Annotated in this window: 12 protein-coding genes; 11 read left to right on the top strand and 1 reads right to left on the bottom strand. The window is 46.5% G+C overall.

Annotated features, from left to right (window positions below):
• Positions 1–169 precede the first annotated feature (169 nt).
• The 11 genes from dxs (at position 170) to EL268_RS17660 (ending at position 11,663) form a co-directional block, all read left to right on the top strand.
• A complete protein-coding gene (gene dxs, locus EL268_RS17710) occupies positions 170–2,056 on the top strand; it encodes a 1-deoxy-D-xylulose-5-phosphate synthase (RefSeq protein ID WP_106652929.1) in 1,887 nt (628 codons plus the stop codon).
• Positions 2,053–2,871, top strand: a complete 819-nt coding sequence (locus EL268_RS17705) for a TlyA family RNA methyltransferase (RefSeq protein WP_106652930.1) — start codon at positions 2,053–2,055, stop codon at positions 2,869–2,871. The genes dxs and EL268_RS17705 overlap by 4 nt, the downstream gene beginning before the upstream one ends.
• A gap of 128 nt (positions 2,872–2,999) precedes the next feature.
• A complete protein-coding gene (locus tag EL268_RS17700; RefSeq protein WP_106652931.1) occupies positions 3,000–3,857 on the top strand; it encodes an NAD(+)/NADH kinase in 858 nt (285 codons plus the stop codon).
• A 5-nt stretch (positions 3,858–3,862) separates the two neighbouring features.
• The gene (ahrC, locus tag EL268_RS17695; protein WP_047068862.1) at positions 3,863–4,312 is read left to right on the top strand and encodes a transcriptional regulator AhrC/ArgR; all 450 of its coding nucleotides are present in this window, start codon (positions 3,863–3,865) and stop codon (positions 4,310–4,312) included.
• A 16-nt stretch (positions 4,313–4,328) separates the two neighbouring features.
• Entirely contained in the window at positions 4,329–6,053 is a 1,725-nt protein-coding gene (recN, locus tag EL268_RS17690) for a DNA repair protein RecN (protein ID WP_106652932.1), read from the top strand.
• A 239-nt stretch (positions 6,054–6,292) separates the two neighbouring features.
• Complete coding sequence (spoIVB, locus tag EL268_RS17685) at positions 6,293–7,627, top strand: SpoIVB peptidase (protein ID WP_106652933.1); 1,335 nt, start codon at positions 6,293–6,295, stop codon at positions 7,625–7,627.
• Between the two features lie 260 nt (positions 7,628–7,887).
• The gene (gene spo0A, locus EL268_RS17680; RefSeq protein WP_016739922.1) at positions 7,888–8,676 is read left to right on the top strand and encodes a sporulation transcription factor Spo0A; all 789 of its coding nucleotides are present in this window, start codon (positions 7,888–7,890) and stop codon (positions 8,674–8,676) included.
• A 191-nt stretch (positions 8,677–8,867) separates the two neighbouring features.
• Positions 8,868–9,542 carry a hypothetical protein gene (locus EL268_RS17675; protein WP_106652934.1) on the top strand — a complete coding sequence of 225 codons (675 nt, stop codon included), beginning with the start codon at positions 8,868–8,870 and terminating at the stop codon, positions 9,540–9,542.
• Between the two features lie 15 nt (positions 9,543–9,557).
• Complete coding sequence (locus tag EL268_RS17670) at positions 9,558–9,743, top strand: hypothetical protein (protein WP_106652935.1); 186 nt, start codon at positions 9,558–9,560, stop codon at positions 9,741–9,743.
• A 491-nt stretch (positions 9,744–10,234) separates the two neighbouring features.
• The gene (locus EL268_RS17665) at positions 10,235–10,813 is read left to right on the top strand and encodes a beta-class carbonic anhydrase (protein ID WP_106652936.1); all 579 of its coding nucleotides are present in this window, start codon (positions 10,235–10,237) and stop codon (positions 10,811–10,813) included.
• A complete protein-coding gene (locus tag EL268_RS17660) occupies positions 10,782–11,663 on the top strand; it encodes a metallophosphoesterase (RefSeq protein WP_106652937.1) in 882 nt (293 codons plus the stop codon). Before EL268_RS17665 ends, EL268_RS17660 begins: the two co-directional genes overlap by 32 nt.
• Before the next feature lie 7 nt (positions 11,664–11,670).
• Here EL268_RS17660 and EL268_RS17655 read toward each other — a convergent pair whose 3' ends face one another.
• Positions 11,671–12,537, bottom strand: coding sequence for a LysR family transcriptional regulator (locus tag EL268_RS17655; protein ID WP_106652938.1), 867 nt, complete (start codon positions 12,535–12,537; stop codon positions 11,671–11,673).
• Positions 12,538–12,620 lie beyond the last annotated feature (83 nt).

Here is a 12,620-nt window from a genome sequence, read left to right as displayed (position 1 = left end):
ATATGTTGATCAAAAGTGGTGTTTTTATTAAGAAACCGTTATAATGAATCAAGCTGAAAATAAGCGGAATCGGCTATAGCAATAAGAAAAGCCGGGTTTTCTAGTGGCTTGATTGATATGCAGCATGCACAATCGCCGGAGAACGAACAGTGGAAAGTGAGGAATACCAATGCTGCTTACTACTATAAATGATCCTCAAGACTTGAAAAAGTGCACGCAACCGCAGTTGCATACATTGGCATCCGAGATCCGTCAGTTTCTAATCGAAACGCTCTCGAAAACAGGCGGACATCTCGCGCCGAATCTGGGTGTCGTCGAGCTGACGCTAGCGCTGCACTATGTTTTTGACAGTCCCAAGGACAAGCTGATCTGGGATGTCGGACATCAAGCATATGTACATAAAATGCTGACAGGACGCCGGGAGATGTTTCCGACCTTGCGTCAGTACAAAGGGTTGTGCGGGTTTCCCAAAATGGTGGAAAGCCCGCATGACGTATGGGAAACCGGGCATAGCAGCACGTCGCTGTCTGCCGCAATGGGGATGGCAACTGCGCGGGATTTGAAAAAAGAAAAGAACCATGTCGTTGCTGTGATCGGAGACGGTGCGCTGACAGGCGGTATGGCTCTGGAGGCCTTGAACCACATCGGTCATGAGCGCAAGAATGTCATCGTTGTGTTAAATGATAACGAAATGTCCATCGCGCCAAACGTTGGTGCCTTGCACAACTACTTGGGGAAAATTCGCTCGACGGAGAACTATCAATGGGCGAAGGATGAAGTCGAAGGATTGTTGAAATCCATTCCTGCTGTAGGGGGCAAATTAGCTCACATGGCTGAACGCTTCAAGGACAGCATGAAGTACTTGCTCGTATCTGGCGTTCTCTTCGAAGAGCTAGGCTTTACGTATATTGGTCCAATTGACGGACATAACATGGAGCTTTTGCTCGATACACTGAAAACAGCCAAGCATACAAAAGGCCCTGTTTTAATCCATGCCATCACGAAAAAAGGACTAGGCTATGCGCCAGCTGAAGCTGACTCGGTCAAGTGGCATGGTATCGGTACGTATAAAATCGAGTCAGGGGATACACCAAAATCTGCACCAACGTATACGTCTGTTTTCGCGGATACGATGATGAAGCTCGCAGATGAAGACAAATCGATCGTGGCTGTTACCCCAGCGATGCCAGCGGGTTCAGGTTTGATCCCATTTGGACAGAAGTACCCTGATAGATTGTTTGACGTTGGGATTGCAGAGCAGCACGCATGTACATTTGCGGCAGGATTAGCGACACAAGGCTTGAAGCCGGTCTTTGCGATTTATTCGACTTTTTTGCAAAGAGCCTATGACCAGTTGATCCACGATGTCGCGCGCCAAAAGCTCCATGTGATTTTCGCCGTTGACCGTGCTGGACTCGTCGGAGCAGACGGGGAGACACACCAAGGGATGTACGATGTGGCATTCATGCGCATCATTCCGAACATGGTCATTATGGCACCGAAGGATGAAAATGAGCTGCGTCACATGATGAAGACAGCAGTGGAATATAAGGGCGGTCCGATCTCTTATCGTTATCCGCGATTGCCAATTCGTGGCGTCAAAATGGATGACGATCTGCAAGTGTTGCCAATTGGAAAAGCGGAGATTGTACGCGAAGGCAAACACGTGGCGATTCTCTCGTTTGGTCACGTATTCGAAATTGCTGAGGCGGCTGCCAATCAGCTTCAAGAAGAAGGAATCAAGCCGATGCTTGTCAATGCACGTTTTTGCAAGCCTTTGGACGAAGAGCTTTTGTTCCGTCTGGCAAAGGAAGGCTACGATATCATTACGGTTGAAGAAGGCTGTGAAATGGGCGGATTCGGCAGCGCTGTCATTGAATGCTACAATCGTGCAGGCTATCACGAAATGAATGTACAGGTTGTTGCGGTACCTGATTATTTTGTTGAGCATGGAAGTGTGAAAGAACAGCGGCAAGAGGTCGGTCTCACAGCTGATAATATCGCTGCTCGTGTCCGATCCTTGATGCCAATTTCGAAGGGCGTAGTGGAAGCATGAGTGTAAGGAAAGAACGGATCGATGTTCTCTTGGTCGAAAGAGGCCATTATGAGACCAGAGAAAAAGCAAAAGCAGCCGTAATGGCAGGCCTTGTGCAAGTAGCTGGCGAGCGCTGTGACAAGCCGGGAACCAAATTTGCCGAGGATGTTGCGATTACGGTGAAGGGAGAGGTACACCCGTATGTGAGTCGGGGGGGCCTCAAGCTGGAAAAGGCATTGCGGGTCTTTGCGATCGACATGAAGGATCGTGTTATGATGGACATCGGAGCTTCGACTGGCGGTTTTACAGACTGTGCACTGCAAAACGGTGCGCGACTTGTATACGCCATTGATGTCGGGTATGGACAGCTCGCATGGAGCTTGCGACAGGATGAGCGAGTGGTTGTCATGGAACGGACGAATTTCCGTCATATGGACCCGGAAGCTTTTGAGCATGAACGCCCAAACGCAGCATCGATTGACGTATCGTTTATTTCTCTGCGATTGATATTGCCTGTGTTGTATCGTTTTTTGCTCGATGGCGGTGACGTCCTTGCCCTGGTCAAGCCTCAATTTGAAGCAGGCAAGGATAGAGTCGGAAAGAATGGAATCGTCCGTGATCCAGAAGTACACGAGAGCGTTCTGACTGACATTGGCCAATTTGCCAGTGGATTGGGTTTCGCACTGAAAGGCTTGGATTACTCTCCGATTACAGGAGGGGAAGGAAACATTGAATTTGTTATGCATGTCCAGAAAAGTGAGGGCGGCATGGATTCGGAAGCTTGGTTGCAATGCGTGACAGAGGTAGTTGCGTCTGCGCATGCGAATTTGAAATAGGATGAAAAACCAAAGCCTCGGGAGTTTTGTCACAAACGAGGCTTTTTATTTATGCATGTGAAGTTGTATACTTGAATATGAGGTTGTTCAAGAAGGATTTCCAACCAACCAGTTTTGGGGTGGACCACGTGAAGAAAATTGGAATCATAGCGAACAAAGGAAAACCCGAAGCACGTATCGTTGCACGGGAACTGCTGTATTTACTTGAGGACAGAGGGGCGCACGTATTCCTGGATGAACATGTCGCACCAGATGTAGGGCATCCAGAACTGGGCGCATCTGTAGAAGAGATGGGGAAGCAGGCGGATTTGGTTTGTGTATTGGGAGGCGATGGCACGCTACTCAGAATTGCTCGCCAGCTTGCCGGTCACTCTATCCCGATCTTTGGAATTAATTTAGGTACGTTGGGCTTTTTGTCGGAAGCGGAACCGGAGCATCTGCCTCAGGCTGTAGACAATCTCCTTTCTGGAAAGTACGACATTGAAAAGAGAGCCATGCTGGAAGCCTGTTTGGTGCGAAAAGGAATCACACTGGGGACATACACGGCAATGAATGATATAGGGATTGCAAAAGGGTCATTTTGCCGGATCATTCAATGTGCGGTCTTTCTGGATGATGAGTACGTCGCGACGTTCAGCGGAGATGGTGTCATTGTCTCTACGGCGACAGGTTCAACGGCATACTCACTCTCTGCAGGCGGTCCAATAGTGGCGCCCAATGTGGACATGCTATTACTGACACCGGTGGCTCCTCATTCCTTGACGGCCCGACCAATGGTACTGTCAGGCAATCAAACGATCCGGGTCGAAGTGGATGCCATTCATCAAGAGATGGGACTGTCCATTGACGGGCAGTTTGGGTATCGACTCGAGGGCGGCGATCAGATTTACATTAAAAAGTCACCGTGTGTTACCCCGCTGATCAAGTGGAAAAAAGGTGGCTTTTTCGAAGCAATACGAACGAAATTACAAGGGGAATGGGAGTAATCCATATGAACAAAGGGCAACGACATATTCGTATTCGGGAGATCATCAGCAATCAAGAGGTGGAAACACAGGATGATCTGGTGGACCGCTTGCGGACTGCTGGCTTTAACGTGACGCAAGCGACTGTATCCCGAGACATCAAGGAACTACACTTGGTAAAAGTGCCACTCCCTGATGGACGATATAAGTATTCAATGCCTGCTGAACAAAAATTCAATCCACTGCAAAAGCTGAAACGCATGCTTGTGGATTCCTTTATTAGCATTGACCAAGCCGATCATTTTATTGTACTGAAGACACTTTCGGGACATGCGAATGCGGTAGCTGAACTGATTGACAACCTTCCATGGGAAGAAATCATGGGGACTATCAGTGGCGACAACACCATCCTGATTATTTGCCGTTCCAAAGAAAATACCAATGAAGTGACGAAACGCTTAATGGAAATGTTGTAGAAGGTGGTCGCTTGCGATGCTAGTTGAACTCTCGATCCGAAATTTTGCCATCATCAAATCAGTGACAGTCTCTTTCCAAAGAGGGTTAAACATCCTGACAGGGGAGACTGGTGCCGGTAAATCCATCATTATCGATGCGCTAGGACTGTTGTTGGGAGGCCGGGCTTCGGCTGATTTTGTCCGTTACGGTCAGCCTCGTGCAGAGGTGGAAGGGCTGTTTGAATTGCCGCCTGGTCACCCTGGACTTGCCGTTTGTAACAATGTCGGTGTCCAGATTGAGCAAGACGGTATGCTTGTGGTACGCCGAGATATATCGAATCAAGGGAAGAGTATCATTCGAATCAATGGACAGCTCGTGACCCTTGCTATGCTGCGTGAGTTGGGGCCATGGCTGGTTACGGTGCATGGACAACACGATACGCATATGTTGATGCAGTCAGACAAGCATATCAATTGGCTCGACGCATATGGGGAAAGTGCGTTGGGAGCTGCAAAGCAAGAGTACGGCACCCTGTATGCTGCTTACCGCAAAACAAAGCAAGATCTGGAGCGTATGGCGCGCAATGATCGGGAGCTGGTTCAGCGTATCGATCTATTGCAATATCAGCTCGATGAAATTGAGGCGGCAACCCTCACGCCTGGCGAAGACGAGAAGCTCATGCAGCAGCGGAAAAAGTGGATGAACATTGAAAAAGTTTATTCAACGATTCAAGATGCATACCGCGCATTGCATGGTGACCAAAAGGGCATGGATTGGTTAGGACATGCGATGGGCGAGCTTGAGCGTGGTGTGAACTACGAAGAACAGCTCGTTCCGATTTTGGAAATGGTCCAATCGGCATACTATCAGATAGAAGATGTGGTGCATAACCTTCGTCAATTGTCGTACCAAATGGATTTTGAACCGGAGCAATTGGCGGAAGTAGAACGCCGTCTTGATCAAATCCAGTCGTTAAAACGCAAGTATGGCAAAAGTGTAGACGATATTTTGGAGTATGCTGCCACGATTCAGGATGAATTGGATGACATGCATCACTACGAAGATCGCCTCCAGCAGGTGGAAAAGCAATTGCAGGAGCTTGCAGCCGATTTGGCAGTGGAGGCACTGGAATTGTCGGTTATTCGTTCCGAATGTGCAGGAAAACTCGCACAAGAGATCGAGCAGCAGCTAAAAGAACTGCACATGGAGCGTGCTCGTTTTGCCATCGACGTCAGACAGACGCCGGATGATGACGGGGTAGAAATCGACGGTATCAAGCGCTTCGTTGATGCGAACGGAATGGATCAGATCGAGTTTTTAATCTCACCTAACCCGGGTGAGCCATTGCGTCCTTTGGCGAAAATTGCTTCCGGCGGAGAGCTGTCTCGCGTCATGTTGGCCATTAAAACGATTTTGGCGGGCACTGATCAAGTGGAGACCCTTATTTTTGATGAAGTCGATACGGGTGTAAGCGGAAGAGCAGCTCAAGCGATAGCAGAAAAGCTCGCCCGGGTCGCTGGGCAGCGCCAGGTCTTGTGCATTACGCACTTGCCACAGGTTGCATCCATGGCAGACGCGCATTTTCTGATTAAAAAGGAAATGAGCGAGAATGAAACAGAGACGCTGGTGCATCGTTTGTCTGATGATGAACGGGTAACGGAGCTGGCTCGCATGCTAAGCGGGGCTGAGGTAACAGCAAAAACAGAAGAACATGCGCGCGAGATGATTCTTCTCGGCCGTGAACGAAAGACTGTCAGCTAATTTAGCTGGCAGTCTTTTTTTATTGTAGGTAGTACAACGACGGTCTCGCCAAGGGCTTGTGAAGCCTGGTTTTCTAATGTTTTGAGTGGGTTATTTTCCTGACATAATCCGCTTGGCTGGTGGCAACATTAAAGGTACACAAGGTGGAGGTGTCCCTCATGACCGCTTGCGGTCAATCAAAACGGACTTGACCGTTTTGTTTTGTAGGTGTAGGTAGGGAACGGTAGGAGTGATTACTGGTGATCCGACAAAACAAAAGAAAATGGATGGGAAGTCTCCTTCTCCTCATCACGGCGCTTGTCGTGAGTTCCACCCCGTTCCGCGATCTGTCCTCCTTTCCCCGTGAATTGCGTTTGATGGAAGGGTCCCTCGAGCAACTACGGGTCTCTGTGCCGGTAATGGGCACGCTAATCAATAGCAATCCTGATATTTTGCATGTTAACGGGACAGAGGCGCGTGAGGTATCCGTTGATTTGAGCAGGCCTATGTCCGTTGAACCGCGTAGGGCTGGGGAAGCCCAATTGCAGGTGAAGTGGCATAACATTCCGCTGACTGCTGTAAAAGTAAATGTATTGCCAGATCTGCGGTTGTACCCTGGTGGACAGTCAATCGGGGTGAAGCTGCAAACAGCGGGTGTTTTGGTTGTCGGTCATCATTTAGTTGACGATGGTAAAAACAAGTTTTCTCCAGGTGAACAGGCAGGTATACACGTCGGTGACATGATTATCAAAATGAACGACATGTACATCAATGACATGAACGACGTAAAGAAATTGATTAACGAAACGGGGAAAAAGAATCATTCCGTTCAATTGCTTGTCGTTCGTGGCAAGGAAAAGCTTTCGCTCACTTTGCACCCGGCAAAAGACAAAAAAGACAGTGAATACCGTATGGGTCTCTATATTCGGGATTCAGCGGCAGGAGTAGGGACACTGACCTTTTATGATCCAAATTCCAAAGCGTACGGGGCATTAGGGCACGTCATTTCCGACGTTGATACTGGTCAAGCCATTGTCGTAGGAGATGGCCAGATCGTGCAAGCAAGTGTCACATCGATTGAAAAAGGACAAAGTGGCAACCCAGGGGAGAAATTTGCGCGTTTCTACAATGAAAGTGAAGTCCTCGGAAATATAACCAAAAACACCCCTTTTGGCATTTTCGGCAAAATGAAGGACGAGCCCAAACGCAGCTATTATCAAGAGCCGTTACCAATCGCTCTTGCTGAACAGGTAGAGGAAGGGCCAGCCAAAATTCTTACTGTCGTGGAAGGTCAGAAGGTAGAAGAGTTCGATATTGAGATCGCAAACGTAGTCAAGCAGCATTTTCCTGCAACCAAAGGGATGATTATTAAAGTCACGGACAAACGCCTTTTGGAAAAGACAGGTGGCATTGTACAAGGGATGAGCGGCAGTCCCATCATTCAAAAAGGCAAGATCGTCGGTGCCGTCACGCATGTATTTGTCAATGATCCTACTTCGGGATACGGCTGCTACATTGAATGGATGCTTCAGGATGCTGGCGTGAATGTGCGAGATACTGCCGAATCCCGAACGAATACAACCAAAGCTGCCTGAATGAAGTGCCGTCACGCGAACGAAGCGAGGCGGCTTTTTCGGATTTTGCAGTCCTTTGACGAATCGATTGGAAATGAGTGGATTCTTTGTCGAAATATCAGTTAAATCATTCAATCTTTCGTCATTGGCAGGAATGGAATTTGCTTTGTCGAATAATTTTTGTAGAGAAAAAGATGGTATGGACTAATCATTTTAGATTTGTTAACCTCTAGAACGCCACCTTCTTTCCAAAAGACCGTCCATTGTTAGGAGGAACGACCTTGAGCAAGATTGAAGTGTTATTGGCAGATGATAACCGAGAATTTGTGAATCTGTTAGAAGAGTACATCAGTAGCCAGTATGACATGAATGTTGTGGGTGTTGCTTACAACGGCAATGAGGTAGTTCGACTGCTGCAGGAACGTGTACCCGATGTATTAATTTTGGATATCATCATGCCACATCTGGATGGCTTGGCTGTTTTGGAGCAAATTCAGGCCATGCGCTTAAGTCCTCAACCTAAAATTATTATGTTGACTGCTTTCGGGCAGGAAGAAATTACGAAGAAAGCAGTAGAGCTGGGAGCAGCTTACTACATTTTGAAACCGTTTGATATGGAGGTGCTGGCTCAGCGCATCCGTCAAATCATTACAACCAAACCTGCCTCTTCTTTTGTTTCTTCTGCGAAACCGCAAGCTACTCTGCAAATCCGCGGTCGGAATTTGGACGCGAGCATCACCAGCATCATTCATGAGATTGGAGTTCCTGCTCATATCAAAGGTTATTTGTATTTGCGGGAAGCGATTACAATGGTATACAACGATGTCGAGCTGCTCGGTTCGATTACCAAAGTCCTGTACCCGGACATTGCAAAGAAATTCAATACAACCGCAAGTCGCGTAGAACGTGCGATCCGTCATGCGATTGAAGTAGCGTGGTCCCGTGGTAATCTGGACTCCATCTCCAGCTTGTTTGGTTATACGATTTCCAACACCAAGGCAAAGCCGACCAACAGTGAGTTCATTGCCATGGTGGCGGACAAGCTGCGGATTGAGGCGAAGATTAGCTAGGATGTAGATACTCATGTAGATGATTTTTAACCAATACCAAAGGACATTAGCACTTGCTTGCTAGTGTCTTTTTGTTTTGGAAGGACTTTGTAAACAAATAACTTGTAATTCTCTATTTTTCCTTTTCTAAAAATTGTAAAATGCAAAGTGAAGGGAAAGATTGTGTATCATCAAATTTATTGGAGGTAGTTTTGAAAATCCAATTACTTCAAAAAGAAATTCGGTTACAGAACAGAAAGTATATTGTTCTAACTCCTACATTTCATACAAAGGATATATTTGCATGTGAATTTGATAAGGACATATTTATGATTTTTGGCGATCAACAATCGTTGCAGCATTTAGCTTGTGTTCTACTTATATGTGCCGATCACAGAGATAAACTCATTTATTTAACAAATATGGAAAAAGACATACCTATACACTTACATAGATTTTCACATATGAAAAAGAATAATGAACTTGTTTTTCTTCATCATTCATTACAGCTTAATACGCATCAGTGGAAAGATCTAAGACAGAAAGTTCATCAGCAAAAGGGAAGAGTTAGAAGTTTTGAAGTGAATCCAAGAAAATTTTCTGATTTAAGTTATGATGATTATACAAGATTCTATTATGAGAAAAATAATGACAAGATATTCGTTAAGCGGGACTATGACACTCTTTTTATAATCGGGAGCAAGATAGTATTTGAATACGCTTCTGGTTTATTTGAGCCCCTTTCAAGAACAGGAGCAGGTTCGTTTCTTAGGACTTATGGTCACGAACACTTTCATTTATATCCATTTACGCGAAACACGCAAGGTCTTTACGTTGATTACTATGACAAAGCATTGTGGAACAAACATGTAAAAGATAGTGAATAATATGGAGACTGAATCATGAAGATAACAATTGCCAACTCATGGTTAGGACATGATGTCACCTATTTCTTCCAGGATAATATTAAAGAAAATAATGATGGTATTTCGAATAGGGAACTTTTATGCCCGGATGGAGCATTTGCTGCTGTTTGTAGAAGGCAAGTCGTTGTAGCAATAGACAATGACCAAATAGTTGGAGCTTAACGATTTTATCCGAAAAGCTCTACACAAACTATTTTGCTTTATCAATTCGCAATTCGTTCAAGTTACCGAGGGCAGAATCTAATGGGTAAAATGCTTCAGATTTTCGAGGATTATCCTATTGAGGTGTCGTGTCCGATTCCTTCTACAATGAATGGGTATTATGAGAAAAGCGGTTTGGAGATTGAAAGAAAAAACGAAAGGCTTGTTTTTAAGCTCTATTTTGCCTAAACTACAAAAAATTATAAAACAAGATATTGAGATAGCTTACAACTGAATAAAAGGAGAAGTGAGGAGGAGGAAAATTAACCGATCACAAGAAAGCGAGGATCGCAATCCAGAGAGGACCTAGTCAGGGGAGGTTGCCACCGAGGAGCGATATAAGTAACGGAAAAAGTGCCATAATCTCTTGCTCGATTGAAACACAAATAGGTAAAATAGAAAAGCATACGATACAAATACATACTACTAAGAGCGAGGCAGGTGCTGTAAAAGTGCGCAATTTGGATAAAATTCTCGAATTTAACCGTGAATTTGTGGAGAATCATGAATATGAAAAGTACCAAACCACCAAGTTTCCTGATAAACGACTGGTCGTGCTCTCTTGCATGGATACGCGATTGGTTGAACTGTTGCCGAAAGCCATGAACATCCACAATGGGGATATCAAGCACGTAAAAAGCGCCGGGGCAATCGTGTCCCATCCTTTTGGAAGTATCATGCGAAGCATTCTCGTGGCGATCTACGAATTGAATGCAGAAGAAGTGATGGTTGTCGGTCATTATGACTGCGGGATGAGTGCAATCGACAGCAAGCGCACCATGGAGAAGATGCTGGAGCGAGGAGTCTCGGCTCAAACGTTCTCCACGCTTCAACATGCAGGGATTAACTTGCACAAATGGTTGCACGGATTCGATCGTGTAGAAGATAGTGTGAAAAATAGCGTGGATACGATTAAAAATCACCCGCTCCTCCCACCGAATGTGGACGTCCATGGTTTACTCATTGACCCGGTAACCGGAAGATTGGACGTTGTCGTCAATGGGTATGAGCGAACGAAAGACAGTGAATGATCCAAACCTTGCCCCCATTTCAAGGAAATCATTTCTCGACAAAGTCACGAAATGGGTAGGGGGTTTGATTGGTCTCGGTGTAGCGACTGGCGTGTACGGTCATGTATGGGAACGAAAAGCCCTTGATGTCGTGCGATTGTCCATCAAGATACCGGGATTGCCAGAAAGCTTCAAGGGGACAAAGCTCATTCATTTCAGTGATGTCCATCTTGGTCATTATTTTGAACCGAAAGAGCTAGAGTCGGTTATTGCCGTGATCCAGAGCGAAAAACCGGATTTGATCTGCTTCACAGGGGATATCGTTGATGAAGTGACGCGACCTCTATTCGCCGCGGTTCCCCTTTTCAATCAGCTCCTAGCCCCATTAGGCAAATTCGCTGTTTTGGGCAACCACGATTATCGAGCTGGTGAACAGCAGAAAGTTCGGGATGGATTAGCCGCGTCTGGATTCGAAGTGTTGGATAATCGGCATGTTGTCGTGCACAAAGATGGCCAGCAGCTATACATGGCGGGAGTGGATGACCTTTTCTATGGTGTACCTGATCTTTCAAAAGCGTTAGAAAATATCCCGCCAGAGGGCAGCGTTATCTTGTTGGCCCATGAGCCTGATTTTGCTGATAGGGCGTCAGAGCATCCCGTGCATCTCCAACTGTCCGGCCACAGCCATGGCGGACAAGTGCGCTTGCCCTTCATTGGTCATCTCTTGGTGCCGCAATACGGGCGTAAATATGTACAAGGATTGTATCAGGTAGGTGGCATGGCTGTGTACACCAACAGAGGGTTGGGTACGACGATCTTGCCTGTTCGTTTATTTTGCCGCCCGGAGCTTACGGTACTAACCCTACATTGAACTTTTGTTAATAATGATCCTTGATCCATTGGACGAATTGCTGGAAAGCATCGTCCTCTTTTTTTGGATGCAGGTAGGCGATGAGTGTGGGTCGCACCAATTCACCGTTTGCGATATCGTACGCGACCAATCTTCCGGTCGCTAGCTCTTGTTGTATGGTTCTTTCCGGAAGGATCGTGATCCCTAGCTGGCGTTCGACCATTTTTTTAACAGCATTGAAGCTGTCCAATTCCATAATAATATTCGGAAAAACTCCTTGCTGCGCCAGATAGCGGTCAATGCGTTGGCGATAAGGAGCGGTATGATTCCCGAACACTATCATTTCCTCGGTCCCCCATGCTTGATAACCTGGAAACCCGCTAGCCCAAGGATGGCTCGGGGCCATAACGAGCAGGAGTCGATCACTGGGAAGGAATTCTTGATGGATGTGCGGGTGATACATTTCACTCCCGAGAAAGGCAATATCGGCGGTTCCCGTTAGCAGAGCGCTGAGAGACTCCTCGTACAACGTAGAGCGGACGTAGCAAGTAAATCCCGGATGGGCGATACGATATTCTCCGATAAGCCGTGGCAGCTCATAGGCGACAAAGGCTTTTCCTGCGACGATGTTCATCGATTGGCGCTGTTCTTTCTCTTGGATAAAGGAGCGCATTTGCTCCACGATGTTTGTAGCAACTGGTAGCAACCGACGTCCTTCGGCTGTAAGACTGACGCCTGAGGCAGTGCGAACAAAAAGCGCACTCCCAACCTGGCGCTCAAGCTGCTTCAATCGGTGTGTCAATGTTGATTGCGCCAAAAATAATGCCTGTGCAGCACGGTTAATTGATCCATGACGAGCAATCGTCAAAAATACCTCAAGACTTTCTCGGTCCACTGTTAGTTGCCCCCTATTCAAATTCTCGATAACTAGTTATCTGTATTCTATAACAAGGATGACAAACATTGGAATATGATTAG

It is taken from the genome of Brevibacillus brevis (assembly GCF_900637055.1).
Classification (GTDB): Bacteria; Bacillota; Bacilli; order Brevibacillales; family Brevibacillaceae; genus Brevibacillus; species Brevibacillus brevis.
Note: the sequence above shows the minus strand (reverse complement) of the source record. Positions and strands in the feature narration are given on the sequence as shown.